Below are 26,896 nucleotides of genomic sequence, written 5' to 3'. Positions count from 1 at the left end.
GAAATAACTATGATTTTTAGACGCTGCACTATTTTTTTATTTATAAATATTGCACTAAAACTAAGGAGAAAACAAATGATAAAAATTGATAAAATTAAGTTAAATCATGAAGAAGAATTAATGGGAATTGAAACGCACCCACGAATTTCTTGGTCACTCAAATCTGATCAAAGAGGAATTAAACAAAAAAAATATTGGATCCAACTATCGAATTCAGATGACTTTGAAACAATAATTTATTCTAGTTCTTGGATCACTTCTGAATGTAACTCTGGTATTTCTCTCACAGATGCTGATTTAAAATTAGTCAGTGGAAAACGATATTTTGTACGCATTAAAGTCATCTCAAATTTAAATGAGGAAAGTCCCTGGAGTAAATCGGCCTCTTTTGTTACTGGAGTTCTGACTCTTCCAGAATGGAAAAGTGATTTTATCTCAATTGAAACAAGTGAAGATAAGGATAATTCAAAAAATACACTTTTAAGAGGTTCTTTTAAAATTGAAAAAGAGGTTACAGAAGCCTATGCTTTTTTTACAGCTCAAGGTTTATATAAAGCGTATTTAAATGGGATTAAAATAGGGGACGATGAGCTCGCTCCAGGATGGACATCATATAATAAACGTTTACTATACCAAACATATGAAGTGACAGACTTGCTGACCAATGGTGAGAATATCTTAGGTGCTTCGATTGGTGCAGGCTGGTACAAAGGAAAGATGGGCTTTTTAGATCAAAGAAATAATTACGGCGAGCAAACGACATTCTTAGGTCAATTACTTATCCGTTTTACTGATGGAACGAGCTTAGTCTGGGGAACATCTGAAGATTTTATCGGGCATGATGGTCCAATTACGTTTTCTGAAATTTACGATGGTGAAACTTATGATGCACGACTTGAAAGAGAGGAATGGTTAAATCAGGGAACTCTCAACGATTACAGTGAGTGGAAACAAGCGAAAAAGAGCCCCGTATCTAAAAATATTCTTGTTTCACAACCAGCGAATCGTGTGGGTGTCAATGACGTTTTAGAGGTTAAGCAATTATTAGAGACCCCTAAAAAAGAACGTGTTTTAGATTTCGGGCAAATTTTAACCGGATGGGTGGAATTTAAAGTCGATGCGCCGGCGGGCAGTAGGGTTGTTCTTGAGTGTTTTGAAGTGTTAGATCAAGATGGAAATGTTTATTTGGATAATTTAAGAACGGCAAAACAAAAAATAACTTATATTTGTAAAGGAACAGGAGAGGAAATTTATCATCCTTCATTTACTTTTCAAGGTTTTCGATATGTTAGAATCACAGAATATCCTGGTAACCTGAATACTGCTGATTTTAAAGCAGAAGTTATTCATTCAAAATTAGAATTTACTGGAGCGTTCGAAAGTAGTCATCCTTTGTTAAATCAACTTCATCATAACATTCAATGGAGTTTAAAAGGTAATTTTGTTGATGTACCGACAGACTGTCCCCAACGAAATGAGCGAATGGGCTGGACTGGAGATGCTCAAATTTTTTGTCAAACAGCAAACTTCATCACCAACAGTTATGGTTTTTTCAGCAAATGGCTTCAAGATGTTAAGGCGGATCAGTTACCTGAGGGAGGTGTTCCTCATGTCGTTCCAGATATCATCACAGGACATCCCAAAGCTGCTGATGATTGGTTGTTAAGCCAAGGGACTCACTCTGCAGCAGCTTGGGCAGATGTGGCCGTCATTGCCCCTTGGGTCTTATATTTAAATTTTGACGACAAGGAAATACTACTTCAACAATTTGACAGTATGAAAAAATGGATTGACTTCATGAAAAAAATTCTGTTGACTATATTTGGAACTATAAACTTCAATTTGGAGACTGGGTAGCTCTTGATGCTGAAGAAGGTAGTTATTTTGGTGCGACACCTAATGATTTAACGTGCACTGCTTATTTTGCCTATTCAACAAACCTATTTTCAAAAATATGCTCAATTTTAGGGAAAGATGAACTAGCACAAGAATACACAAATCTATACAAAAATATTATTAAAAAATATCAACAGGAGTTCTTCACTAGCGACGGGATTTTAAAAATCGAAACACAAACAGCTCACATAATCTCATTGTATTTTGATTTAATTCCAATGGAGTGGAAAGCTGGCGTTGCCGAAGGATTAATCGAATTATTAGCGGAACATGATGGGCACTTAGTCACTGGTTTTGTAGGCACACCTTACTTTTGTCATGCTCTTAGTGAAAATGGCTATGTTGATGCAGCTTATGACTTATTATTAAAAGAAGATTTTCCATCTTGGTTTTATCAAATCAAACAAGGAGCAACAACCATTTGGGAACATTGGGATGGTATTAGAGAAGATGGGACAATGTGGAGCCCTGATATGAACTCATTTAATCATTATGCTTATGGTGCGATTGGAGAATGGGTATATGAAAAAATACTGGGTATCGAAACAAATGAACAGAATCCAGGTTATAAAAAAATAAAGATCAAACCTTTAGTAAATAATCATTTAGAATATGCTGGAGGCTCTTATGAAAGTATCCGAGGAACAATTTCTGTTTTTTGGGAGTATATTGACAAACAAACCGTGAAACTTAACGTGAGCATTCCAGTAAACACTTCGGCTACAGTTACTTTAGTTAATTGTATTAAAATTTTAGAGGCAGACGATGTTTTATTTGAAAGTGTCAATCAAGACTACGAAGCAGATATTCTGTCGGGTAATTATACTTTTATTTATAATATAAAATAATATTTTTACTCAATTTTATCGATTAAGTTCATAAGATAATAGATTTGTCTAGTTAGCAAATTTATTTTTTATGAACTTTTTTAAATAAATTAGAAAATAACGAGGATTCGTTTTATAATAGTAGTTATAATAGAAAATAGAGGTGGATAAAATGACAAAAATAGCAATTGTTGGTAGTATGTCAACTGATTTTGTAGTCACAACGGACATCATTCCAGTTGAAGGAGAGACAGTAATTGGCTCTAGCTTTAACACTTTTTTAGGAGGAAAGGGGGCCAATCAAGCTGTGGCTTCCAGCCGTGCCGGAGCTAAGACTTTTATGCTAGGTGCGGTAGGAGACGATTCATATGGTCAAGCTATCGTTAATAATTTAGAATCTAATGATGTTCAAGTGGGAATGATGGCTGTTGTTGAAGGGGTTTCAAGTGGTTCTGCTCATATTCAAGTAAAAGATGGAGATAATCGAATTGTTATTGTTCCTGGAAGCAACTATTGCCTCACCAAAGAGTTACTTTTACCTTATTTAAAAGAATTACAAACAATGGATTTAATTGTAATGCAAAATGAAATACCTTTTGAAACAATTGAATATGTGATTAATCAATGTGATGAATGGAAGATTCCTGTTTTGTTTAATCCTGCTCCAGCGATTTTACTATCTAATGAATTATTGGAAAAAGTAGCTTATCTAACACCCAATGAAACTGAATTTGCTGTGATGTTTCCTAATGAAGAATTAGATGACGTTCTCAAAAAATATCCAAATCGGTTAATTGTAACACTAGGAAGTAAAGGAGCGGTTTATCACGATGGAAAGCAGGTCGTTTATGTTCCTGCCGATAAAGTCACTGTGGATAAAATTATTGATACAACAGGAGCCGGGGATACTTTTAATGGGTATTTTGCAAGTTGTATTATGCAAGAGTATTCACTTTTTGAAAGCATCCAGTTAGCAAATAAAGCAGCTGGTCTAAGCATACAAAAAGCAGGAGCACAACAAGGGATACCTTTGATGGCCGACGTATTAGCTAAAATAAATTCTTAGTCTACTTTATAAAAAGAAGGACCTGAATCCTATTTGTGATTATTTTAAATTATTTTCTTGCAGTTTGTTGACAGTATGGTATGATGATTAGAAAAATTAGGAGGAATAATAATGGGATTAAATGAATTTATTTTAGGTCTTAGTAATTTAGAAATGATTACACGTGCTCCTGGCTTTTTTAAATTTACGGAACACACTGTTGCAGCCCATTCGTATCGTGTGGCTTCGATTTCTCAAGTCTTAGCTGACATTGAGGAACAAGCAGGTTTAAAGATTGATTGGAAAAGACTCTATGAAAAAGCTTTAAATCATGATTACACTGAGCGGTTTATTGGCGATATTAAAACTCCTGTTAAATATGCAAATAAAGAATTACGTGGCATGTTACAAATTGTTGAAGAAAAAATGACTGCTGAATTTATCTCTCAAGAAATTCCCCTTGAATTTCAAGAAATCTATGAGCGCCGATTATGTGAAGGAAAAGACGAAACCTTAGAAGGTCAAATTTTGGCTGTGGCTGATAAAGTTGATCTACTTTATGAGTCATTTGAAGAAATTGTCAAAAATAATCCTGAACCAGTTTATAAAGAGATGTTTTTTGAGGCTGTTAAAACAATTAGTTCCTTTGAACATTTGGCTTCTGTTCGTTATTTTTTTGAAACCATCTATCCTGAACTTGTTAATCGTGATTTTTATGGTAAAAACAAGTTTATTCAACAGGTAAATACTATTATTAATGCAGAAACATCTTTGAATATCTAAAGTCTAGTCTGTTTTTATCTAACTCTTTTTGTTATGATAAAGACAGACTTTTTTGAAAGGATGAATCAGATGAAAGAAAAACTACGTTCTCTAAGTTATTTTTTATTACTTATCTTAGTGAGCGCTATAATTGGCTATCTTTTAGGAAAATCAGGAAGAGTTACTTCTTTGACGATGGAAGATTTACTATGGTTTATTCTGTTTGGTGGGGTGTCATTCATCCTACATTTATTTATTCACGAAGCAGGACACGCTTTTTTCGGAAAAATTTCTGGGTATGACTTGTTAAGTTTCAGAGTTTTTTCATTAATATTCGTGCGTAGTCAAGAGACTAAATGGATATTAAAAAAAGAAAAGGTTCCTGGTACACTCGGTCAGTGTATTATGGTCCCTCCTTTGCGTGAAAAGTTTCATTTTAAACTTTACTTGTTAGGTGGGGGAGTAGCAAATATACTTCTATCTTTTTTCGCTTTAATTTTATTTCCAACCTCTCCTTTTAGTTGGTCTTTCTTTTTATTAGGCTCCCTTTTTTGTTTTATCAATCTAATACCAATGGGGTTTAACGATGGAAAAACACTTCAATTGGCTTTAAAAAATCCAGAGAATGCTTATAAACTTTGGATACAATTAGATGTTGTTCAACGAATGAATAGAGGAGAAACTTATCAAGAGTTACCAGAAGACTATTTTAAATTTAAACAGGCTCCTTCAAAAAACAAAAAAACTTATTTAGATGATTATCTTGACTTCTTGTCATTAGGCTTGTTTTTAGAGCAGAACGATTGGGATAGAGCGGATGAAATTATTTCTCGAAAATGGGAAGACCTCTCCTTTTTAATCTTACCTTATCAATTAGAATTAAAAAAACAGGCTTATTATGTTTGGGGATATTTAGATAAAAATGAAAAAGAGGTAGCGAATCTAAAAAATGAGCAAACCTTTCAAAGATATATAAAAGAAAGTAAAGCTGAAAATATTTTAATTAAAGCTGTTTTGGTTTGGCGCCAAGATAAAGATCAAGTCACTGCTTTAGAGCAACTTGATTTAGCCGAATCACTGTTAGGAAAAGAAAATGGCCTCGTGGAACAAAAATTAATCTGTGAAAAAATTGAATGGTTCCGAAATGAAATCGTTAATGAGATGATTAATTAAGCAGGAAAAAGAATGACTTTTAAAAGCAAGGAAAAACATATTCTCGCTAGTACTATCTTTCTAATCATAAAATAGTATAATAAATCTATTGAATGAAATTCTTATCGGAGGGACATCATGCCAACTTTATCTGATGTTGCTAAAAAAGCAAACGTATCAAAAATGACCGTTTCTCGTGTCATAAACCATCCTGAAAAAGTAACAGATGAATTAAAAGAGTTAGTCTTTAAAGCGATGAAAGAACTTAATTATAAACCAAATGTCGCTGCTAAAGCATTAGCCAACAATCGCACCCAAGTTATCAAGTTTTTTATTTTAGAAGAAATTGATACAACAGAACCTTATTATATGAATTTATTGATGGGGATTTCGAAAGAGTTAGATAAACATCAGTACTCACTTCAATTGGTAACGGAAAATAGCTTTGATGTCGGACAAAGTGATGGATACATCATTACTGGCATGCGAGATGATGATTATGAATGGATTGATGGTTTAGAAAAACCTTTTGTTTTATTTGGAGAAAACCGGTATGGTTATGACTTTGTTGATACGAATAATGCTAATGGAACTAAACTATCAACACAGCATGCAATTGATAATCAATTTGATCAAATCGTTTTTATTGGAATGGATGTAAAAGAGCCTTTTGAATATTCGAGAGAGGCCGGTTACATCAATACCATGCAAAAATATCAACGTGTTCCTGAAATTTATCGATTTAAAAATCGTTCGCGATATTCGTACCAGTTTATAGTAAATGAATTTCATCAATTTAAGAAGAAAACAGCTTTCGTTTGTAGTAGTGATCGATTAGCGATTGGCATTCAACGTGGAATTCTTGAAATGGAAGGACAAATTCCTGAAGAGTTTGGTGTCATCGGTTTTGATGGGGTTTTTCTTGACCAAATTGCCTACCCACGCTTAACTACAGTTAAACAACATGTTATAGAGATGGGCGCAGCCTGTGCAAAAATGTTGTTAAATAAAATAAAACAACAAGGGGCGCCACAAGGTAATCAATTATTTGAGCCAGAATTAATCATTCGTTCGAGCACTGTACGAAAAGAAAATAGTAAAAAATAAAAGACTGACTCAAAGTCAGTCTTTTATTTTACTTAATCTTTCATTTAAATACCTTTTAATGAAAGAGGATTCCTTCTCTCATTTTGTTAGCGTTAACACTCATTTTAGTGTTGTTTATTAAGTTAACTTTCCCTAAACTATGGATGAAGTAAGTTTATAAAGGAGGAAATAACTTTGTCGAAATCTTGGTGGCAGAATGCAGTTGTTTACCAAATCTATCCAAAAAGTTTTAAAGATACAAATCATGATGGGATTGGAGATATTGCTGGGATTATTGAATCTTTGGATTATATCAAATCAATCGGAGTGAATACGCTTTGGTTAAATCCGATTTTTATTTCACCTCAAATTGATAACGGTTACGATGTTTCTAATTATTATGCGATTGATCCGATTTTTGGCTCCCTTGAGGATGTTGAAAAGTTGATTGATGAAGCGCATCAACGAGATATAAAAATTTTATTTGATTTAGTATTGAATCATACTTCTAATCAACACCCATGGTTTAAAGAAGCGTTAAAGGGACCAGATAATATTTATCGTGACTATTATCTATGGCAAAAACCAGCTGAGAATGAAAACGTTCCAAATAATTGGGCTTCTTTTTTTGGAGGCTCTGTTTGGGAAAAAGATGAATTAAGTAATGACTATTATTTTCATTTATTTGCTAAAGAAATGCCCGATTTAAATTGGAAAAATCGAGAAGTTCGGCGTGCTATGCTAGATATTGCACTTTTTTGGTTGGATAAAGGGATTGATGGCTTTCGTTTAGATGCATTTATTCATATGGCAAAAGCTGATTTTTCATTACAGGTTGAGAATATCCCTCTTGGTGACATTGCCATTGCAGAAGAATATTATGCTAATTTGCCAAGTGTAGTTCCTTACCTATCTGAATTCATCGGAAAGCTGAGAGCTGTAAAGCCCGATATCTTTATTATTGGTGAAGCCGCTTCGGCCACTCCTAAACTGGCCAAAGAGTATATTGGAGAGACGCTGTGTAATACGGTTATCTCTTTTGATCATTTTACCGAAAAAATAGTAGAGAAAAATGGCTTAGTACCAAAAGAAATCGCTCATCGGACACTTGATATTCCTAATTTTAAAAAGAAGATTAAGGCTTGGCAAGAGGAGTTAGCTGATACTGTAATGCCAACTCTTTATTGGAACAACCATGACATGCCAAGAGTCGTCTCTCGATTTGGTAATACAGCTGAGTATCGGCTTAAAAGTAGTCTCTCTTTAGCAACAGCAATGTATCTACTTCGTGGAATTCCAGTGATTTACTATGGTGAAGAAATAGGAATGAAAAATTTAGAGATTACCAATATCAATCTTTTTAGTGAACCTAAAGCAATGGGACACTATATTCATCTTTTAGAAAATGGATTTGATCGGATAGAGGCACTTAATCGAATTACAAATGTCAATAAAGAGGCTAGTCGAGGAGCAATGCAGTGGGATGGTACGATCAATGCTGGCTTTTCTAGTAAACAGCCCTGGCTAGGCGTTAACGAAGAAAAGACTGTTAATATTGAATTTGAAAATGAAGATCAAACATCGACATTGGCCCATTATCGCTTTTTATTAGAGTTAAAAGCAACGCCACTTTTTGAAGAAGGACAGGTGACTTTTTTAGAAACGAGTGAGTTCCAAATTGCTTATGAAAGAAGACTTGGACAAGAAAGAGCTCTTATTTTATGTAATCTAAGTGAACGAACAAGTTCAGTACCTGAGTGGCTTGCTAATTATTCAGATTGGACCATTGAACGGGGGACTAACGACCAGTTACCCAAGACTAACTTAGCACCCTATGATTTTTATCTTTTAAAAAATAAATAATGACAAATAAAGGGGATTTTTAATTATGGAGAGAGCAGCATTTTTACACCGACCAGATAGTGAATACGCCTATCTGTATAAAGCAGATAAACTACACGTTCGTCTTAGAACCAAAAAAGATGATGTTAAAAGTGTTGAGATTATTTCAGGTGATCCTTATTTAATTAATGAAGATAAGTGGTATGAAGAAACACAAGCAATGAAAAAAATCGCTCAAACTGAAGATTACGATTATTGGTTAATCGAATTAGGGGCAAAATACCGTCGGGTTCAATATGCCTTTGCTTTAACAGGATGGGATAGAGAACAACTTTTTTATGGTGATCGAGGTATTTTTAAACTAACGGATACAGTCAAAGAGAAAGCTGAAAATTATTTTAGAATGCCTTACTTTCAAGAAATCGATCGTTTCAAAGCGCCTGAATGGGTGAAAGAAACTGTCTGGTATCAAATTTTTCCAGAACGGTTTGATAACGGAGATGCGAGTAATGATCCTGCTGGGACCCTGAAATGGGGGAGTAAAAACCCAGCGACAACGGATTTTTTTGGTGGTGATTTACAAGGGGTGATTGATCATTTAGATTATTTAGAAGAACTTGGCATTAATGGTCTTTATTTTTGTCCCATTTTTAAAGCCACATCTAATCATAAATACGACACAATTGATTATTTTGAAATTGATCCTGATTTTGGCGACAAAGCTAAATTTAAAGAATTAGTTGATGAAGCTCACAAACGAGGCTTTAAAATCATGTTAGACGCTGTTTTCAACCATTTTGGAAATCATTCACCCCAATGGCAAGATGTTCTAGAACATGGTGAGCATTCAAAGTATAAAAATTGGTTTCAAATTCATGACTTTCCAGTTCAAGAAGGAGATGAGGACAGTCGGCGTGATTTAAACTTTGATACGTTTGCCTTTACCCCTCGTATGCCGAAATTAAACACAGCAAATCCTGAAGTTATTGATTATTTATTAGAGATTGCGACCTATTGGATTAAAGAATTTAATATTGATGCTTGGCGATTAGACGTTGCTAATGAAGTCGATCACCATTTTTGGAAGAAATTTTACAAAGCAACTACGGCAATTAAAGCTGATTTTTATATCTTAGGTGAAATTTGGCATTCTTCTCAAAGTTGGTTACAAGGAGATGAATTCCATGCTGTAATGAACTATGCCTATACTGAAACGATTGTTAATTATTTTGTTAAAAAAGAAATTTCAGCAACTAAGTTAGCTAGTGGGCTATTTGAACAATTGATGCTTTACCGCGAGCAAACAAACCAAGTCATGTTCAACTGTCTTGATTCACACGACACGGCTCGGTTACTGACATTATGTAACGGAGATAAAGACTTAGCCAAAATGACATTGGCATTTACTTTCCTACAACAAGGATCTCCTTGTATTTATTATGGAACAGAGATTGGAATGGATGGCGGAAATGATCCTGATTGTCGAAAATGTATGGTCTGGGATCCTGAAAAACAAGATTTAGACTTTTTAAGTTTTATGAAAAAATTAATTCAACTAAGAAAAGAAGAACAAAAGGTACTGTCTTATGGCCAATTAATTTTCAATGAATTAAACAACGATACTCGTTTTCTTGTGTTTTCAAGAAATGAGCAAGACTCAAAAGTGACGGCTTATTTTAATAGTGACGATACTGAACAGGAAGTCATCATTAATGGAACGCTACTACTGACTCAAAATGTTGCTGTTGAGGGAAATAAAGCGATAATCAGTAAAAATGGTTTTCTAATTATCAAATAGTTAAGCTGTTATCGGTAACATTATAAAAACGGTTGCATTGAAAGGTGTAACACTCTAATCTAAGAGTGTAAACAACAATTACTTAGGAGGTTTAATCATCATGAAAAAGAATTTGAAAAGATTTGGTCTAGGTTTATTAACCGCTGGGTTAGCTTTGACTTTAGTTGCTTGTGGAAATAGTGATAAAAAGAAAGCTGACAAAAAAGAAGATGATAATACATTAACCGTTTCAGTTGACAAAGGGTATATTAAATACCTTGAAGAAATTAAAGGGGACTTCGAGAAAGAAAATAAAGTGAAAGTTAAACTAGTTGAAAAAGATATGTTCGAACAATTAGAGGCGCTTTCATTAGATGGTCCCGCTGGCAAAGCACCTGACGTTATGATGTCAGCGTACGACCGATTAGGACCCTTAGGCCAACAAGGTCATTTATCTGAAGTCAAATTAAGCGACGATTCAATTTATAATGATCGGGATAAACGTCAAGTAACTGTAGATGGTAAATACTACGGAGCACCTGCGATTATCGAAACCTTAATTTTATATTATAATAAAGATTTAATTGATAAAGCGCCTACAACTTTCCAAGAATTAGAAGAAATTGCGAAAGACGAAAAATATGCTTTTCCAGAAGAAAAAGGGAAAAATGTTGGTTTCTTAGCAAAATGGACTGATTTTTTATAGTACTTATGGATTATTAGCTGGTTACGGCGGTTATGTTTTTGGTAAAGATGGGACTGATCCTAAAGATGTCGGCTTAAATAATAAAGGTTCGATTGAAGGGATTACTTACGCAACAGAATGGTTTAAAAATGTTTGGCCAAAAGGAATGATGGATGTTAAAAGTTCACAAGACTTTATTGACACTCAATTCAATGGCGGAAAAACAGCTGCAATTATTAATGGACCTTGGGCTGCTGCTAGCTACAAAGATGCTGGCGTAAACTTTGGAACTTCTAAAATACCAACTCTTGTGAATGGTGGAAAATATGAAGCCTTCGGTGGAGGTAAAGCTTGGGTTATTAGTAACTATGCTAAAAATAAAGAAGTTGCTCAAAAATTAGTAGATTACTTAACAAATGAAGCAAATCAAAAGAAATTATATGAAGTAACCAATGAAGTGCCTGCAAATGGTAAAGCCAAAGAATTTGCTGCTAAGAGTGAGGATGAATTAACAAAAGCCGTTATCGAGCAATATGAAAGTGCCGATCCAATGCCAAATATTCCAGAAATGGCTGAAGTTTGGGCTGGTGGTGAAAATCTAATGTTTGATGCTGCCTCAGGAAAACAAACTCCTAAAGAAGCCGCAGATAATGCTGTTAAAATTATTGATGAAAATATTGCCCAAAAATACGGAGAATAAAAAGTATTTTAAACAGCGGAGATTTTAAATAAACTCTCTGCTGTTTTTTTTAAAAGATAGGAGAAAAGTCATGACAAACTCAACAAATAAAAAAAATGTCAAAAAAGCAATCCTGTTGTCACTAATTCCTGGACTCGGTCAATTTTATAATAAACAAAAAGTAAAAGGGACACTCTTTTTAGGAGTATTTATTCTATTTTTATTCGAATTATTTTCATTTGGCTTTAATGCCATCGAAAACTTCATCACTCTTGGTACTGTCCCAATGGAAGATCATTCCTTATTTTTACTGATTGAGGGTACCATGCAAATTATCATTACCATTATCTTTCTAATTTTTTATATTTTCAATTTAATTGATGCTAAAAAAATAGCTAAAAAGTGGAATGAAGGTTTGGCTGTTAATACAACAGCTAAAGAAACAGTAACAGCTGTATTGGATCAAGGTTTTCCTTATTTATTAACATTACCAGCTTACTTGGTGATGATTGTTGCTATTATTTTTCCAGTTATGGTTACGCTGTTCATGGCCTTTACAAATTATGATTTTAAACATATCCCACCAGCAAGCTTAATTGATTGGGTTGGCTTTAAAAACTTCTTTAGTATTTTCTTTTTAAGTTCTTATCGTGCCACGTTCACCTCAGTTTTCAGCTGGACGATTATTTGGACTGTTTGTGCAACGACTTTACAAATTGTTCTAGGTGTTTTAACAGCTGTTATTGCTAACCAATCCTTTATCAAAGGAAAACGTTGGTTTGGGGTGATTTTCCTATTACCATGGGCAGTACCAGCTTTCATTACTATCTTAAGTTTTTCAAATATATTTAATGATAGTATCGGAGCGATTAATACCCAGGTAATTCCTTTTATTAATCACTTACCACTTGTTGAAATCGCTCCAGTCTATCACGGATGAAGATTTAGAACGTATTAAAACGATAAAAATTGAAAAATATCAATTAATTGCAATGCCGTCTAATTTAAAAAATTCTAACATCCTAATCAGTCCATCAATAAAAGAATTTGAAACATTAAAAAATGGAATGGCTTTTAAAAAAAATCTTTAGATCTTAAAGATAGTAATAAGATAAGTTTTTCATTACAATATCCTAAAAAATTTGATGGTCAGAATATTAAAACTAAACAACAATTTATTACTAAATTGAATGATGAATGGAACAATCAAAATGCGATTTATCGACGTTTGAGTTCTATCTTATTATTAACCCTACTCATCTCGATTAGTTTTACCTTCTTTGTTTTTGGAACTAGTTTTTTTATTTGGCTGACACGAAAAAATCATTTATCAAATATTAAAACGTTCAAAGAAGCTTTAAATTTAATCCTTAATGCTTCTTTTATTCCTACTCTTAGTGCGATGATTATAGGTTTTATTCAATACGATATTACATTAATGTTGACTGTTCAATCGATGGGATTAGCCTTGATGATCTTAATGATTTTTGTTAAAACTAAATTTAACGATAGCTTAGCAAAAGAAGAAAGCAGTTTGACAAATACTTTAACCTAAAATATAAAATAAGAACTGGGAATGACTTCTTTATTGAAGTCATTCCCAGTTCTTTTAATTATTTTGTTTTACTTCCTCAAAGGCTGATAATCCAGCATAAACCTCATCTTTAAGTATGTTTTTGTGATATTTTTTAATTCGATAAATATGATAGATAAAGACTGCGATATTAGCGATAAGCGCTACGAAACTCGCAATGAATAATGCTTTTGAACTGTGACTGCTTTGAACAGAAAATTTAGATTCACCGACAAATTGAGGAAATGACATCGTGAACATCATCCAAAAAGCAAGAGTTTGTGCCCGATGCTGTAGCCAAGCCCCTTTTTTTATGAAAAAGGCTGGGATAGTACATGATATTAATAGTGCGGCCCCAGCATAAAAAGAATGGTCTGAGACGCAATTATATACGTAAGCAAAATTCCATAAATCATAAGCGATGATCCAGAACCACATTTGATCTGCCCAAATCATATCTTTTTGTTTGTCTTTACTAATTTGGATTCCTAGCCAACCTGAAATAGTTAAAATATTAAGAATACCTGCGACACCATTCATAATATTCCAAACTCCACCATTCATGAAAACACCGTCAATCATACCATGTAGAGAATAGACTTGAAAATCTCTAATCACAGCTTCCATAATGTTGATTGCTAATATAAGCGCTGGAAAAGCAAGTAAATATTTATTTTTATCTGCTCCCTTGATAAAACGAAGGGCTAAAAAGCCTAAACAACCAGCTAAAGCAGAATAAACTTTAACCCAGTGAAACCAAGTTCCAGTACTACTACCAGCGCCAGCAGTAGTGGGCCATACAAAAATAGTTAAAATAATTGGTAATGCTGTAAATAAAATAATAGCAATCCACTTGTTTGATCGAGCAAGTTCATTCATCAACATGAGTCCAGCTACAACGCCAAACCACATTAAAACAGAATACCAAGGGATAGATTCAAAGAAAAACATAAAAAAACCTCCAACAATAAATTAAATTCTTTTTCACATGTGATTGAATTCACCTTTATCATAAGTTGTTATTTTAAAAAAAGATATAAACAAAACAGGTGAAATGCCTAAATTAAGGGAATTCACCTGTCGTTTTAATCTTATTTATTGTGATTATCAGAGACTATCAACTGAATAACGCCGCGGGTGACACGTTCAATACGATTAATTAAATCTACTTTCGGTTCTTCAAGTCGAGTATTTAACCAATGAACGACTTGTGCTACAATTCCTCGTCCGTAAAAATCAGCGATTTCATGGGTGAGTTTCTGAGAAACACAATATTTTTCAGTAATACTGATTAACATATCGTACGTGATATCGTATAAAAAAAGTTCTAAGCGATCACGACTGAGTGAATTAAAAGTATTTAAGCAAAACTTTTTATTTTCTTCTGTATAATTAAGGACCTTCATAAGTCCTTCTTTCCAATTATCAAGCTGGCGAAAAGCCTCAAGATCAATGACGATTTCATGAGCGTAAGTCCATTCAAGTAATTCATTGATATCATAGAAGTGATAATAGAAGGTATTCCGAGAAACACCTGCTTTTTCAGTTACATCATGGATTGTTATTTTATCAAAAGGAATAATGAGCATTACTTCTTTTAAAGCAGTGGATAGGGCTGACTTAGTTAAATTCAAGCAGATACTTCCTTTCTAACTTTTCCCTAGATTTATTTTGGTTAAATTTTTTAAAACGAGCGTAGTAAATTTTTCAAATAAATCTTATTGTAACATATGTAAATAGTTAACAAACTAAAAATCTGTTCTTTATTTTTTAATGTTAAGCAATTAATTATTGTAATATAATTAACAAGTAAAGGAAGAAAAAGGTATCGAACAACAAGTGAGGGGGAATAAGTTTTCCAGCATATAAATAGCAAGAATAAAGAAGCGTGTTAACTTATGAGGCGTTAGTCAAACGGTCAACTAAAACAAGAAAACAACCGTTCTTTTATGCGGTAAAAAAAGAATAAAAGACACTACGAATTTTATCTCTTAAGTATCTTTTATTCTGATTTTTAACTCATTTATTCTTGCCGATTAAGTTGACTTTTGCTAAAGAGAACAGTCAAAAATATTAAGAAATTAATCTTAATGACTATGAATAGCTTAATAAATGATTGGGAATTCTTATTAGTGATCTCTGTTTTGGGGATTAGTATTAAAAGGAGATAGGTAAGTTAAGACACCACTCTTTTTGACTAGACTTTCACTACTCGCTGGTTTAATTAGAAAATATTCTGAAGAGATATCAAATGGAGGAGTGATGGAAAAATTTTTCGCTTCTTGATAACCAAAACGAAGGTAATAGTTAGGATCACCCAATATACTAATAAATTGGTAATCACCCAAACTAATCGTGGTTTCTAGAGCTTGCATAAGTTGACTGCCAATTCCTTGGCTTTGAAAATGAGGTAAAACACATAACGGAGCAACTGCCAAACCTTTACACTGTATTTTATTATTTTTAATAATTGTGACTTCGCTTAAGAAACAGTGAGCGATTAGTTGGTTTTCTTTCTCATAAACAAACTCAAATTCTGGACAATGAGAAGCCTCCAATCGAAGCCGTTCAACCAATTCAGCTTCACCATGATAACCATGCTCACTCTCTGCAAAACTTCCTTTAATCAAGGTTACTACCTCTTCATGGTCTTTTTCTTCAACATGACGTATCATCTGTCCACTCCTTCTAGCTTAAAGCGAATTCAAAATCGGCAGGAGTCATTTTCCCTGTATACGTCTGACGATATTGAACTGGGGTAAGCTTGATTTCTTTTTTGAAAATACGACTAAAATAAGCCGGGTCAATATAACCAACCGCTTCGGCAACTGCTGCGACGCTTTTTTCAGTCGTCGTCAACATTTTTTTTGCTTGTTCCAAACGATAAAAAGTTAAATACTCTACAAAAGTCATTCCCACTGCTTCTTTAAATAATTTACTAACATAGTTCCGATGAAGGTGAGAGAATGCTGCTAAAGTATCTAAAGTGATTAACTCTTGATAGTTTTTATGAATGTATTGAATCATTTGATTTGTTAATTCTTTTTTATTATCTGTAATGGGTTCAGAAGTATAGTGAAGCAAGGAAACTTGATTAAGTGCTAAGATACTTCGGTGAATACTTTGCTGACATTCTGCTTGATTGAGGGGACGAACTAAGTAATCAATCGCTCCACAACGCAAAGACTTATGTAAATTTTTGAAGTTTTCAACCGAATCAATCAAAATTGTTTTCATATTGGGCTGATTTTGTAAGATTTCTGTTTTGTAACGAAAAGGTTCATTCATCTGTGGACTAACATCTAAAATTAGTAGATCAATTTTATGTGATTTTGATAATTGGATGGCTTGTTCTGTTGTACTCGCATCTGGTAAAAGAACAACGTTAAAAAAATCTTGCCGGATCATTTTCTTTAAAAATTGGCGATCAGTCTCAAAAGTTGTTGCAATAAGAACATGACACATTACGTTTCCTCCTCATTTATCGATAGTACAATTATACCATAATCTTTACTTTGTGAAAAAGAACAACCCTTGCTTTTGGTGATAATTTAACGGCTTGTGTTAAATGTTTCAAAGTTGCTTAAGATAATCCTAATTGTGCCTCTAATCGTCCTAAAAAAACGCTTACTCTCATAGTAAGATGGACTTATAAGAAAACAAGGGGGAATAAAACATGATTTTAGATTACGAAGTAGCAAACACAACTGAAGTAAACGATTTGATAGAAAAGGCAACTAAGGCTCAAATGGAATACGCTCATTTTTCACAAGATGCTGTCGATAAAATTGTCACTGCCGTTAGTAAAAATTTAGCGCAACAATCTGTTAGTTTAGCCAAATTAGCTCATGAAGAAACTGGATTTGGAAATGTCATAGACAAAACAACAAAAAATTTATTCGCAAGTGAAACACTTTATGAAAGTATCATCGATATGAAGACAGTAGGAATTATTGAAGAAGACCTTGAACAAAAATTAATGAAAGTTGCCGTTCCGCTAGGGATTATTGCGGCATTAGTTCCGTCTACTAATCCAACATCTACTACTATTTTCAAGGCAATGATTGCACTTAAAACACGAAATGCTATTGTATTATCACCACATCCAAAAGCATTAGCATCTATTACAGCAACTGTTGATTTCATTAACGAAGCAGCCATTAGCGCGGGAGCACCTGCTAATTTAGTCCAAGTGATTGCTCATCCCACTTTGGAAGGAACTCAAGAATTAATGCAACATCCAAAAACCGCGCTTATTTTAGCAACAGGAGGATCTGCAATGGTCCGTGCCGCTTATTCTTCTGGTAACCCTGCAATTGGCGTTGGTCCAGGGAATACACCTGTTTTAATCGAAAAATCAGCCAACATTGAAAAAACAGTAGATGCGATCATCACTAGTAAGACCTTTGATAACGGAACCATTTGTGCTTCAGAGCAAGCTTTAATTGTTGAACAATCAATTAAAGAGCAGGTGATTAAAGAATTAATAAAACAACAAGCTTACTTCATGAATAAAGATGAAAGCAAAAAAGTCGGTGCTTTTATTATGCGTGAAAATGGTTCGATGAATCCAGAAATTGTTGGCAAGCCTGCAATTGAAATCGCTAAAATGAGTGGTTTTGATGTTCCGAAAGAAACAAAAGTTTTAATTTCAGAACAAACAACAATTAGCCAAGATAATCCATACTCACGTGAAAAATTATCGCCTATTTTAGCAATGTATACCGTCCAAAATTATCGTGAAGGGATTGAAATGAGTCGAACACTTTTATTCAATGAAGGGGCAGGTCACACTGCTGTCGTTCATACTGAAAATGATAAGGTTGTCAAAGAGTTTGGCCTAGTGATGCCTGCTTCAAGAATTCTTGTCAATACATTAGCAGCACTAGGTGCAATCGGGGGAACAACTAATCTTGCTCCATCATTGACTTTAGGCTGTGGAGCGATTGGTGGCAGTAGTCTTTCTGAAAATGTTCATGTTGCTGAATTAATCAATACTAATATCATCGCTTACGGTGTACGTTAATTGAATCGTTCTTTTCCTTTATCCCTAAGATCATCATTCGTGATGATCTTTTTTTGTTTTAAAGTGGAACTTAAGTCATTATGTTAACTCATCGATCGTCATTTTTAAAAGTTACTTCATTTTTTTGATACTTAATTGATTTTTTAACAATTTTTCAAAAGTAAAATTTACCATCTCTTAAAAAAATTTGGTATGATTGGTAAGATAAGTTTGATAAAGATAGAAGGTTAGATAATGTTAGATAATGATAAAGAAGAATATGGGCTAGTAGAATTTCGACCATTGTCGAATAAAGAACGTTGGGAAACGTACGCTAAATTAACAACCCCACAGCGAGCAGTCATTGATGCCCATCGTAAGTATTTAGTCCGTTCTGAATTTGTAAAAAACACTTATTTAAAAGCTTCAGATTGGTACTTCGTCGATTTGAAAATCGATGCTCGTTATCCTGAAAAATATGAAACGAAATATATGCTCTATTGTGAATGCGGTCGCCGCTTAAAATACCAGTATATTATTGCTTCAAAAAAAACGGGTCAAGAAATAAAATTGGGGAGTCAGCATTTTAAAGACCATCTCAATATTCCACAACATGTAGCAAATGAAATTAGTGCTAAAATCAATAACGTTGATTATGCTTTAGACGAACTACTTTGGCTAAAAAGAAAGAATCAAACGTTCCCATCTGAACTAATCGAGCGTGTAAGAAAACAACTTTTTAATTTAAATCACAACCAAAAAAATCAAGCTTTTAATTTAACTTTAGTTCAACGTATTTTTGCTTTTGCTGAAGTAGATATGCCGATTTATACTGCAGATTATCAAGCGATACAACAATTTTTAAATCTTGATTTGGAAGTAAATTCGGTCGATATTCAGTCCAAAGGTTATCAATACTTTCAAGAAAATATTACTGACTATTTAACTTCCCAGACACTCTATCAAAAAACAGCTCTCTGGGTAAAACAAATTCAAGAGCGTATGTCACAAACAAAAGAACAACCCAAAATGCCGAAACGATACTTTGAAGCCTTTCATTACTTATTAACTAAAATAGAAATGCAAACGATAGAAAAAATAAAAGCTGAAATAGATTTATTTTCATTGCGTGGACTTGGCAAGTGGATTCAACCTGAAGTCTATACGCAAATAAGTCAGGCGCTCTATCAACTGGGATACACAGAAGATTTCTTAAATGTTATTCATCCCTTTATCCGTGAAGGGTTACTAGAATTTTTTTATGTCAACCAAAAAAACGATATAGTTAATGAAGAATCTGAAAGAGATGCATCGCCCATTTTGAATGAAATGGTGACCTTACTAGCCCCATTAAGCAAGAAAGAGCAAGCCACATTATTAAAAGAGCTCTTGTTAAAATTAAAACAGAGGGATTAACTTTGTCGATTGGAATTAATAAAACTGATTCTTTCGAAATATGCTACAATATAACAGAATAATATGTAAAGGAAAGATGACTTTTGATTACTTTAGGAATTGATACATCAAATACTACAATGGCAGTAGTTTTATTTAAAGAAAACCAACTATTAGCAGAATATACATCAACAAATAAAAAAAATCATAGTGTTAGTTTAATGCCTGCAATCGACTTTTTATTAAAAGAAAATCAACTTGTTCCACATGATTTAGAAGAAATCATCATTGCAAGTGGCCCAGGTTCTTATACAGGTCTTCGAATAGGGGTAACAACCGCTAAAACACTAGCTTGGACTCTTAAATTAAATCTATTTAGTGTTTCAAGTTTAGCGACCATCGCGGCAACAAGTTCTCAAGAGTTTAAAGGGCTGATCATCCCTTTAATCAATGCTCGTCGACAAAATGTATATACTGGGATTTATCAGTGGGAAAATGGAGAATTAGTAAAAAAAGTGGAAGATTGTCATATAGCTCTCATTGATTGGTTAACGTACTTAAATGATTTAAACGAAGAAGTAGTATTTATCGGTGAAGATGCGGCTCTTTTTGAGCAACTTATCTTGGAAATCCTTCCCGCTACCAAAATTATTACAACTTCTTTATCCGCAAGAAAAATAATTGAAACAAAAACACTAGCTAAACCAATAGAATCAATTGATGCGTTTACACCTAATTATCTAAAATTAGTGGAGGCCGAAGAGAACTGGCTAAAAAACCATAAAAGCGAGGAAACGAGTTATGTGGAAAGGGTATAACTTTTTTATAAACGAAGAAATGCCACTTCAGCAAATACCAGTAAGTCAACATTTACCTGATGACCAATTTGTCATTGATGATGTTAAACTAATGGATGTTCCTATGTTGCAACATATTTTAAAACAACTTTATGACGGTCGCTCACCTTGGAGCTACACCATTTTTTTATTGGAACTCAGTCGAAAAGACAATGGACGTTACTTAAAAATAAGCTTTGAAGGGGTGGTGGTTGGTTTTATTGGAATTAGAATTGAAAGAGCAGATGCCCATATTACTAATATCGCTATCACCCCTACTTTTCAAGGGCGAGGCTTGGGCACGCTTTTATTAAAAAAAGCGGAAGAATATGCGCGAAATAATGACTGTATTTCCTTATCACTCGAGGTTAAACGTTCAAACAAAGGAGCCATTCGTCTCTACCAACGTTTGGGGTTTGAAATAAAGGGATTAAAAAAAGAATACTATAAAGAAGATCTTGAAGATGCCTTAGACATGATTTATTGGTTAGGAGAGTAGTGATGATTGTACAGTTTAATCAAACATTAGCAACTGAGTCCTTTGCTCATCAATGCTATTTAATTAGCCAATCTGGTTTTAAAGAAAATTACGGTTGGACAGAAGAACAGTTTAATCAACATTTAGCAGAGAAAACAGTCTTTTATTTTTATAAAGAAGTGAATGAACAAGTGGTAGCTTTTGCAGCCTATCAAATTGTCTTGGACGAAGCCGAACTCATAAATTTAGTTGTGCATTCTGATTTTAAACAACAAAAAATTGGAACAGAACTCCTTCAATTTAGCCTTGAATTTCTAAAGAAAAAAGGCTGTTATTCACTTTTTTTAGAAGTGAGAAAAAGTAACCTTATTGCTCAAAAACTCTATGAAAATCTCGGTTTTGCGAATTTAACGATTCGAAAAAATTATTATCATGCTCCTCAAGAGGATGCCTTGATAATGAAACTAATTTTATAAGAAAGTGTGAAAAAAGTGACACAAACAATTTTTAAAGATAAATCCAGAAAATTAATATTGGCAATTGAAAGTAGTTGTGATGAAACAAGTGTTGCTGTCGTTGAAGATGGAACGATCATTCTTTCAAATATAATTGCTTCACAAATAAAAAGTCATGAACGATTTGGCGGCGTTGTACCAGAGGTCGCTAGCCGTCACCACGTTGAACAAATCATTGGCTGCATGGAAGATGCTCTTGCAGTAGCTGAAATCAACCCAGAAGATTTAGGAGCCGTTGCTGTCACTTATGGACCAGGTTTAGTTGGTGCTTTATTAATTGGCATAACAGCAGCAAAGGCTTTTGCTTGGGCTAATCAATTACCATTGATACCAGTTAATCATATGGCGGGACATATCTATGCTAGTCGGTTTAGTAACGAAATGACTTTTCCATTAATGGCATTGCTTGTTAGTGGTGGACATACTGAGCTCGTGTATATGAAAGAACATGGCGATTATCAAGTCATAGGTGAAACTAGAGATGATGCGGCCGGAGAAGCGTACGATAAAATAGGACGTGTTCTTGGTGTAACTTATCCGAGTGGCAAAATAATTGACGAAATGGCTCACCAAGGAAAAGATAATTATCATTTTCCACGAGCAATGATTAATGAAAATAATTTTGATTTTAGTTTTAGCGGACTGAAAAGTTCATTTATTAATCTGGTACACAATGCTGAACAAAGAGGAGAAGAACTCAATGCGTTTGATTTAGCAGCCAGTTTTCAACAAAGTGTCATTGATGTCTTGGTAAAAAAAACCATTCGCGCCTGTGAAACATACGACGTTACACAGCTCATCGTAGCTGGTGGGGTTGCTGCCAATAAAGGTTTACGTCTTGCTCTTGAAACAGAATTAAAGCAAACGTTGCCTGACATGACTTTTTCTGTACCACAGTTAAAACTTTGTGGTGATAATGCCGCAATGATTGGAGCTGCTGCTTTTATCGAAGCTGAAAAAGGACATTTTGCACCACTGGAATTAAACGCAAAACCAAGTTTAATATTCTAAAAGTCAGTTAAATATAAATTGAAGAGGGCGATACAATGTTTAATAATACTCCAATAGGTTTTTTAGATACTGGAGTTGGGGGATTAACGGTGATTCGTGAAGCATTAAAACAACTTCCAAATGAAACTTTTTTATATATTGGTGATACTGAACGCTGTCCATATGGTCCTCGTCCAGTTGAACAAATCAAGGAGTTCACTTGGGATATGGTTAATTTTCTATTGAAAAAAGAAGTCAAAATGATTGTTATTGCTTGTAACACAGCGACAGCAGTTGTCTTAGAAGAGATCCGTACAAAATTAACAATTCCTGTTGTTGGGGTTATCTACCCAGGCGCAAGAGCGGCAATAAAATCGACTCGGAACAATCGAATTGGTGTGATTGGAACAATTGGAACAATCAACAGCGAACAATATAAAGTTGCCATTCAGAGTAAATCATTACGATCTGAAGTTTTTGGTTTGGCTTGTCCCAAATTCGTTCCCATAGTAGAGAGTATGGAATATCATTCTGAAATTGCACGTCGAGTCGTCCATGAAACTCTAGCACCACTAAAAGAAAAGCAAGTCGATACCTTAATTTTAGGTTGCACTCACTATCCATTATTAAGAAAATTCATTCAAGATGAGATGGGGAAAGAAGTCATTTTGATTGATTCTGGCGCAGAGACAGTCAGTGAAGTCAGTATGTTATTAGATTATTACGATATTGCTGCCCAACCAACATTAGAAGTAAAAAAACACCACTTTTTCATGACAGGTTCTAAAGCAATCTTTGAAAAGATATTAAATGATTGGTTAGAGGTTAATTCATATGATATCCATCGAGTATCCATCACAGGAGGGAAATAAAAAAATGCGACATGATCAACGAACAATAAGTCAATTGCGTGAGATTAAAATCACACCTCATTATCTTATTCACCCAGAAGGTTCCGTTTTAATCGAATTTGGTCAAACTAAAGTCATTGTTAATGCAACGATTGAAGAAAATGTTCCTCCTTTTTTAAGAGGGAGTGAAACAGGGTGGGTCACTGCTGAATATAGCATGCTACCTCGAGCAACGAATACCCGAAATCGGCGTGAAAGTTCAAAAGGGAAGCTCACTGGAAGAACAATGGAAATTCAACGTCTTATCGGTCGAAGTCTTCGATCAGTTATTGATTTAACAAAACTAGGTGAACGTTCAATTGTAATTGATTGTGACGTGATCCAAGCGGATGGTGGTACTCGAACAGCCAGTATTACTGGAGCTTATGTTGCTCTGAATTTAGCAATACAAACACTACTTGAGCAAAACATCTTACTCGAAAACCCACTCAAAGAAGCTTGTGCTGCTGTAAGTGTTGGTCTTATTGCTGAAATGGGAGCTGTCCTAGACTTAGATTATAGTGAAGATTCAAACGCTTTAGTCGATATGAATGTGGTTATGACAGAGTCTGGTAAATTTATTGAAGTCCAAGGTACTGGTGAAGAGGCTACTTTCTCAAGAACAGAATTAAATACATTGCTAGATCTTGCTGAAATAGGGATTAAAGAACTTTTTATTAAACAAAAAGAAGCGTTAGCTATTAATTCATCGTTAAAACAACAGAGCAACCAACCAACATTAACCAAAGAAATACTGATTGCTACACGTAATTCAGGTAAAGCAAATGAGTTTAAAGCTATTTTTAATCAAAAAGGCTACACAATCAAAACTTTATTAGATTATCCAGAAATCGAAGATGTTGAAGAAACGGGTTCTACTTTTGAGGAAAATGCACGTTTGAAGGCTGAAACCATAGCCCAACAGCTAGGTAAAATGGTTTTAGCTGATGATTCTGGTTTAATGGTTGATGCTTTAAATGGGCAACCAGGAGTTTACTCTGCTCGTTATGCGGGAGAGGATAAAAGAGATAGTGCCAATAATGCCAAATTACTTCATGAACTGACAGGATTTTCTCCTGAAAAAAGAACCGCTCAATTCCATTGTACTCTTGTTTTAGCCGCACCAAATCAAGAGAGCTTAGTTGTTTCAGGTGAATTAAAAGGACAAATCGCTTCGATTCCTCGAGGAGAGAATGGCTTCGGCTACGATCCTTTATTTTATGTTCCTGAACTTAATTTAAGTTTAGCGGAAGTTTCAGCGGAAGAAAAAAATAAAATAAGTCATCGTCGTCAGGCAATTGAAAAATTAATGCTTCGTTTCGATCAATGGATAGAAAAAGAGGGGTAAAAAGATGAAAATTGTAGTAGTCAGTGATAACCACGGACAACGTGAATGTTTAGTTGATATTTTAAATCAATGGCAAGGTAAGGTAGATGGTTTCTTCCACTGTGGAGATTCTGAATTAGAAGCTTCCGACACTTTATGGCAAGATTTTGTTGTTGTCAAAGGAAACTGTGATTATGATCCGACTTTCGCTAAATCAAGCACGATCAAGCTAGAGAATGACATCATTTTTATCACACATGGGCACTTGTATCAAGTTAACAGCGGTCTAAACTCACTTAACTTAGTGGCACAGGAACAAAAGGCGACGATTGCCCTTTATGGTCATTCACATAAATTAGCTTGTGAATTAACTAATAATATTTTGTTTGTTAATTCAGGTAGTATTTCTCAGCCTCGAGGTCAATATGCCCCCTTGAAAACGTATGCTATAATTGAGACATTCGAGCAAGGGTATCAGGTCACTTATTTCAATCAACAACATGAAGAAGTGACTGCCTTATCCCGTTTTTTTAAACGTTCTTAAATTTTATTGTAGCAATGGAGGATCAGTGATGATTGGACAAACTGTCAAAGAAATATTACTAGAAAATGAAGATCATTTTTTGGTTGATTCAGAAAATGTAGCAACATTACAAGATACAAATACATTAGAACATGCTTTTTTAGTGTTAACCAACATAGGATATAGTCGTATTCCCGTAGTCGATCGTGACGAAAAATTAGTAGGTTCTATTTCCTTATCAATGGTGGTTTCAGAGATGATTACGACCAAAGAAATTGACCCTGATCTTTTAGCAATAAAAAAAGTATCGGAAGTGATGGATCAAAAAGTAAAATGCCTTCAACAACCTTTCGATATTGAAAAGACACTTAATTTATTGGTTGATGCCAACTTTGCACACGTTGTTGATAGTGAAGGCGTTTTTAAAGGTATTGTGACACGTAAGGAAATTTTAAAAGCAGTTAATCATTTAGTTCACGAACTTGAGACACGCTATCATTTGGAAAACAAATAGAAAAATGCCACCCCAAAAAGTTGAGAGGTGGCATTTTTTATATTAACTAATCGAAAATGGTGGGCGTTTTGCGTTTCCTTCATACCAATCGAATTCAATCTCAAAAGAGTGTTTATCGCCTTTTTTTTCATATTTATACTCAACCTTTAAAGGATCAGAAGGAGAGATAAGAGTTTGTTTATCACCTTCTATAAAACTAAAAGACTGTGCTTCTTTCAATTTAATTGCCATCGTTTCTAAAAAAAGAGCTAATTCAGCAACAGTTTGTTTTTCTTCACGATCAATCATGACCTCTGTCGTTTTCTTTTTCTCAATTTTCATCTTAATAATCCTCCTTTATTTATTATAATTTAATTATACCAATAATACGAAAATCGTGCATTATATATGTTAATCAGTTATTTAAAATTCAACAACAGCACGTAAAAAGGAACAAATGATGATAATGTGAAAAAAAACACATAATCACAAGAAAGCCTTCTCATTTTATGATAATATATAAGTATCTTAAAAATAGATGGAGGAATTAAAAATGGCTATTGAAGTATTTAAAACGGTAACTGAAAGTATTGATGGCTTACAAGTTTCATGTCGAGCTCGTGATTTTGAATTTATTTTAGATGAACCTAAAAGTCTAGGTGGAACCGATATAGGTATGAACCCAGTTGAAGCTTTACTTGGCTCTCTAGGTGCTTGTAAAGTAATTGCAGCTAAAAGTTTTGCTCGTTTACATAAAATTAATTTAAAATCAGTTCGTATCGAATTAGAAGGTGAATTAGATACTGATGGTTTTATGGGTAAAAATCCAAATGCCAAAATCGGTTTTTCAAAAATTGTCTCTAACTTTTATATTGAAGCCGACAATACTGAAGAAGAAATAAAAGCTTATGTCGCTTTCATTAATGCAACTTGTCCCGTAGCGGACACCATCAAAAATGCACCGGTTATGGAAAGCAACCTTTTTTTATAGAATAGCTTAGTAACTTTTGCTTTCAATCATATTAATTATTAATCAGAAAAAATAAGTCTTGGCAATCATGCTAAGACTTTTTATGTTCCGACACCCCTTTTCACCAAAATAAAGAGGCTTACATTTTAC

24 protein-coding genes and 3 pseudogenes are annotated in these 26,896 nt (G+C 34.0%); 22 read left to right on the top strand and 5 right to left on the bottom strand.

Annotated features, from left to right (window positions below; translation table 11 throughout):
• Nucleotides 1–9: 9 nt before the first annotated feature.
• The 11 genes and pseudogenes from ACTJFD_RS07600 to ACTJFD_RS07550 form a co-directional block, all read left to right on the top strand.
• Nucleotides 10–2,369 (top strand): annotated as a pseudogene (locus ACTJFD_RS07600) (family 78 glycoside hydrolase catalytic domain); the annotation flags it as partial.
• Entirely contained in the window at nucleotides 2,355–2,744 is a 390-nt protein-coding gene (locus ACTJFD_RS07595) for an alpha-L-rhamnosidase C-terminal domain-containing protein (protein WP_442260814.1), read from the top strand. The pseudogene ACTJFD_RS07600 and the gene ACTJFD_RS07595, both read left to right, overlap by 15 nt.
• 151 nt (nucleotides 2,745–2,895) lie before the next feature.
• The gene (gene rbsK / locus ACTJFD_RS07590) at nucleotides 2,896–3,789 is read left to right on the top strand and encodes a ribokinase (protein WP_442260737.1); all 894 of its coding nucleotides are present in this window, start codon (nucleotides 2,896–2,898) and stop codon (nucleotides 3,787–3,789) included.
• A gap of 111 nt (nucleotides 3,790–3,900) precedes the next feature.
• A complete protein-coding gene (locus tag ACTJFD_RS07585) occupies nucleotides 3,901–4,551 on the top strand; it encodes a YfbR-like 5'-deoxynucleotidase (RefSeq protein ID WP_442260736.1) in 651 nt (216 codons plus the stop codon).
• Nucleotides 4,552–4,620: 69 nt separating this feature from the next.
• Complete coding sequence (locus ACTJFD_RS07580) at nucleotides 4,621–5,703, top strand: hypothetical protein (RefSeq protein ID WP_442260735.1); 1,083 nt, start codon at nucleotides 4,621–4,623, stop codon at nucleotides 5,701–5,703.
• A gap of 117 nt (nucleotides 5,704–5,820) precedes the next feature.
• Entirely contained in the window at nucleotides 5,821–6,789 is a 969-nt protein-coding gene (locus tag ACTJFD_RS07575) for a LacI family DNA-binding transcriptional regulator (RefSeq protein ID WP_442260734.1), read from the top strand.
• A gap of 174 nt (nucleotides 6,790–6,963) precedes the next feature.
• Nucleotides 6,964–8,631 carry a glycoside hydrolase family 13 protein gene (locus ACTJFD_RS07570; protein ID WP_442260733.1) on the top strand — a complete coding sequence of 556 codons (1,668 nt, stop codon included), beginning with the start codon at nucleotides 6,964–6,966 and terminating at the stop codon, nucleotides 8,629–8,631.
• Between the two features lie 25 nt (nucleotides 8,632–8,656).
• The gene (locus tag ACTJFD_RS07565; protein WP_442260732.1) at nucleotides 8,657–10,408 is read left to right on the top strand and encodes a glycoside hydrolase family 13 protein; all 1,752 of its coding nucleotides are present in this window, start codon (nucleotides 8,657–8,659) and stop codon (nucleotides 10,406–10,408) included.
• Between the two features lie 97 nt (nucleotides 10,409–10,505).
• Nucleotides 10,506–11,772 (top strand): annotated as a pseudogene (locus tag ACTJFD_RS07560) (extracellular solute-binding protein).
• 70 nt (nucleotides 11,773–11,842) lie between these two features.
• A pseudogene (locus ACTJFD_RS07555) lies at nucleotides 11,843–12,679 on the top strand (sugar ABC transporter permease); the annotation flags it as partial.
• A 258-nt stretch (nucleotides 12,680–12,937) separates the two neighbouring features.
• Nucleotides 12,938–13,306 (top strand): hypothetical protein, encoded by a 369-nt coding sequence (locus ACTJFD_RS07550; RefSeq protein ID WP_442260731.1) that lies wholly within the window; start codon nucleotides 12,938–12,940, stop codon nucleotides 13,304–13,306.
• A gap of 54 nt (nucleotides 13,307–13,360) precedes the next feature.
• On the opposite strand, the gene ACTJFD_RS07545 is transcribed toward ACTJFD_RS07550, so the two are convergent.
• From ACTJFD_RS07545 to ACTJFD_RS07530, 4 genes are all read right to left on the bottom strand, one after another.
• The gene (locus ACTJFD_RS07545) at nucleotides 13,361–14,275 is read right to left on the bottom strand and encodes a DUF5692 family protein (protein ID WP_442260730.1); all 915 of its coding nucleotides are present in this window, start codon (nucleotides 14,273–14,275) and stop codon (nucleotides 13,361–13,363) included.
• Nucleotides 14,276–14,415: 140 nt separating this feature from the next.
• Nucleotides 14,416–14,958 carry a TetR/AcrR family transcriptional regulator gene (locus ACTJFD_RS07540; protein ID WP_442260729.1) on the bottom strand — a complete coding sequence of 181 codons (543 nt, stop codon included), beginning with the start codon at nucleotides 14,956–14,958 and terminating at the stop codon, nucleotides 14,416–14,418.
• A gap of 495 nt (nucleotides 14,959–15,453) precedes the next feature.
• The gene (locus tag ACTJFD_RS07535; RefSeq protein WP_442260728.1) at nucleotides 15,454–15,999 is read right to left on the bottom strand and encodes a GNAT family N-acetyltransferase; all 546 of its coding nucleotides are present in this window, start codon (nucleotides 15,997–15,999) and stop codon (nucleotides 15,454–15,456) included.
• A gap of 13 nt (nucleotides 16,000–16,012) precedes the next feature.
• Entirely contained in the window at nucleotides 16,013–16,789 is a 777-nt protein-coding gene (locus ACTJFD_RS07530) for a helix-turn-helix domain-containing protein (RefSeq protein WP_442260727.1), read from the bottom strand.
• Nucleotides 16,790–17,000: 211 nt separating this feature from the next.
• Here ACTJFD_RS07530 and ACTJFD_RS07525 point away from each other — a divergent pair, with 211 nt between their 5' ends.
• The 10 genes from ACTJFD_RS07525 to cbpB all read left to right on the top strand — a co-directional run bounded on the left by ACTJFD_RS07525 (nucleotide 17,001) and on the right by cbpB (nucleotide 25,797).
• A complete protein-coding gene (locus tag ACTJFD_RS07525; protein WP_442260726.1) occupies nucleotides 17,001–18,350 on the top strand; it encodes an acetaldehyde dehydrogenase (acetylating) in 1,350 nt (449 codons plus the stop codon).
• A 234-nt stretch (nucleotides 18,351–18,584) separates the two neighbouring features.
• A complete protein-coding gene (locus ACTJFD_RS07520) occupies nucleotides 18,585–19,745 on the top strand; it encodes a hypothetical protein (RefSeq protein ID WP_442260725.1) in 1,161 nt (386 codons plus the stop codon).
• Between the two features lie 83 nt (nucleotides 19,746–19,828).
• Nucleotides 19,829–20,542, top strand: a complete 714-nt coding sequence (gene tsaB / locus ACTJFD_RS07515; protein WP_442260724.1) for a tRNA (adenosine(37)-N6)-threonylcarbamoyltransferase complex dimerization subunit type 1 TsaB — start codon at nucleotides 19,829–19,831, stop codon at nucleotides 20,540–20,542.
• Nucleotides 20,526–21,059 (top strand): ribosomal protein S18-alanine N-acetyltransferase, encoded by a 534-nt coding sequence (rimI, locus tag ACTJFD_RS07510; RefSeq protein ID WP_442260723.1) that lies wholly within the window; start codon nucleotides 20,526–20,528, stop codon nucleotides 21,057–21,059. Before tsaB ends, rimI (ACTJFD_RS07510) begins: the two co-directional genes overlap by 17 nt.
• A gap of 2 nt (nucleotides 21,060–21,061) precedes the next feature.
• Nucleotides 21,062–21,514, top strand: a complete 453-nt coding sequence (gene rimI, locus ACTJFD_RS07505; RefSeq protein ID WP_442260722.1) for a ribosomal protein S18-alanine N-acetyltransferase — start codon at nucleotides 21,062–21,064, stop codon at nucleotides 21,512–21,514.
• A 15-nt stretch (nucleotides 21,515–21,529) separates the two neighbouring features.
• Entirely contained in the window at nucleotides 21,530–22,564 is a 1,035-nt protein-coding gene (tsaD, locus tag ACTJFD_RS07500; protein WP_442260721.1) for a tRNA (adenosine(37)-N6)-threonylcarbamoyltransferase complex transferase subunit TsaD, read from the top strand.
• A 35-nt stretch (nucleotides 22,565–22,599) separates the two neighbouring features.
• Nucleotides 22,600–23,415, top strand: a complete 816-nt coding sequence (racE, locus tag ACTJFD_RS07495; protein ID WP_442260720.1) for a glutamate racemase — start codon at nucleotides 22,600–22,602, stop codon at nucleotides 23,413–23,415.
• Between the two features lie 4 nt (nucleotides 23,416–23,419).
• Nucleotides 23,420–24,781 carry a ribonuclease PH gene (gene rph / locus ACTJFD_RS07490; RefSeq protein WP_442260719.1) on the top strand — a complete coding sequence of 454 codons (1,362 nt, stop codon included), beginning with the start codon at nucleotides 23,420–23,422 and terminating at the stop codon, nucleotides 24,779–24,781.
• Between the two features lie 4 nt (nucleotides 24,782–24,785).
• On the top strand, nucleotides 24,786–25,304 hold the full coding sequence (locus ACTJFD_RS07485; RefSeq protein WP_442260718.1) for a metallophosphoesterase: 519 nt from the start codon (nucleotides 24,786–24,788) through the stop codon (nucleotides 25,302–25,304).
• A 28-nt stretch (nucleotides 25,305–25,332) separates the two neighbouring features.
• Nucleotides 25,333–25,797: a cyclic-di-AMP-binding protein CbpB gene (gene cbpB, locus ACTJFD_RS07480; protein ID WP_442260717.1), complete on the top strand. Its 465-nt coding sequence runs from the start codon at nucleotides 25,333–25,335 to the stop codon at nucleotides 25,795–25,797.
• A 42-nt stretch (nucleotides 25,798–25,839) separates the two neighbouring features.
• Here the strand turns inward: cbpB and ACTJFD_RS07475 are convergent, their stop codons facing one another.
• A complete protein-coding gene (locus ACTJFD_RS07475) occupies nucleotides 25,840–26,118 on the bottom strand; it encodes an amphi-Trp domain-containing protein (protein ID WP_442260716.1) in 279 nt (92 codons plus the stop codon).
• 211 nt (nucleotides 26,119–26,329) lie between these two features.
• On the opposite strand from ACTJFD_RS07475, the gene ACTJFD_RS07470 reads away from it, so the two are divergent.
• Nucleotides 26,330–26,767 carry an OsmC family protein gene (locus ACTJFD_RS07470; protein ID WP_442260715.1) on the top strand — a complete coding sequence of 146 codons (438 nt, stop codon included), beginning with the start codon at nucleotides 26,330–26,332 and terminating at the stop codon, nucleotides 26,765–26,767.
• The last annotated feature ends 129 nt before the right edge of the window (nucleotides 26,768–26,896 follow it).

The organism is Vagococcus sp. (assembly GCF_052102835.1).
GTDB lineage: Bacteria > Bacillota > Bacilli > Lactobacillales > Vagococcaceae > Vagococcus.
This window is presented reverse-complemented; position numbering and strand designations above follow the sequence as displayed.

Bases quoted from the DNA above. Each gene is read 5' to 3' on its own strand.
- ACTJFD_RS07575 (WP_442260734.1), top strand. From the start codon at position 5,821: ATGCCAACTTTATCTGATGTTGCTAAAAAAGCAAACGTATCAAAAATG.
- ACTJFD_RS07470 (WP_442260715.1), top strand. From the start codon at position 26,330: ATGGCTATTGAAGTATTTAAAACGGTAACTGAAAGTATTGATGGCTTA.
- cbpB (WP_442260717.1), top strand. From the start codon at position 25,333: ATGATTGGACAAACTGTCAAAGAAATATTACTAGAAAATGAAGATCAT.
- rph (WP_442260719.1), top strand. From the start codon at position 23,420: ATGCGACATGATCAACGAACAATAAGTCAATTGCGTGAGATTAAAATC.
- ACTJFD_RS07520 (WP_442260725.1), top strand. From the start codon at position 18,585: ATGTTAGATAATGATAAAGAAGAATATGGGCTAGTAGAATTTCGACCA.
- rbsK (WP_442260737.1), top strand. From the start codon at position 2,896: ATGACAAAAATAGCAATTGTTGGTAGTATGTCAACTGATTTTGTAGTC.
- ACTJFD_RS07485 (WP_442260718.1), top strand. From the start codon at position 24,786: ATGAAAATTGTAGTAGTCAGTGATAACCACGGACAACGTGAATGTTTA.
- ACTJFD_RS07565 (WP_442260732.1), top strand. From the start codon at position 8,657: ATGGAGAGAGCAGCATTTTTACACCGACCAGATAGTGAATACGCCTAT.
- rimI (WP_442260722.1), top strand. From the start codon at position 21,062: ATGATTGTACAGTTTAATCAAACATTAGCAACTGAGTCCTTTGCTCAT.
- ACTJFD_RS07585 (WP_442260736.1), top strand. From the start codon at position 3,901: ATGGGATTAAATGAATTTATTTTAGGTCTTAGTAATTTAGAAATGATT.
- ACTJFD_RS07545 (WP_442260730.1), bottom strand. From the start codon at position 14,275: ATGTTTTTCTTTGAATCTATCCCTTGGTATTCTGTTTTAATGTGGTTT.
- ACTJFD_RS07580 (WP_442260735.1), top strand. From the start codon at position 4,621: ATGAAAGAAAAACTACGTTCTCTAAGTTATTTTTTATTACTTATCTTA.
- racE (WP_442260720.1), top strand. From the start codon at position 22,600: ATGTTTAATAATACTCCAATAGGTTTTTTAGATACTGGAGTTGGGGGA.
- ACTJFD_RS07535 (WP_442260728.1), bottom strand. From the start codon at position 15,999: ATGATACGTCATGTTGAAGAAAAAGACCATGAAGAGGTAGTAACCTTG.
- ACTJFD_RS07530 (WP_442260727.1), bottom strand. From the start codon at position 16,789: ATGTGTCATGTTCTTATTGCAACAACTTTTGAGACTGATCGCCAATTT.
- ACTJFD_RS07475 (WP_442260716.1), bottom strand. From the start codon at position 26,118: ATGAAAATTGAGAAAAAGAAAACGACAGAGGTCATGATTGATCGTGAA.
- rimI (WP_442260723.1), top strand. From the start codon at position 20,526: ATGTGGAAAGGGTATAACTTTTTTATAAACGAAGAAATGCCACTTCAG.
- ACTJFD_RS07525 (WP_442260726.1), top strand. From the start codon at position 17,001: ATGATTTTAGATTACGAAGTAGCAAACACAACTGAAGTAAACGATTTG.
- ACTJFD_RS07595 (WP_442260814.1), top strand. From the start codon at position 2,355: ATGTGGAGCCCTGATATGAACTCATTTAATCATTATGCTTATGGTGCG.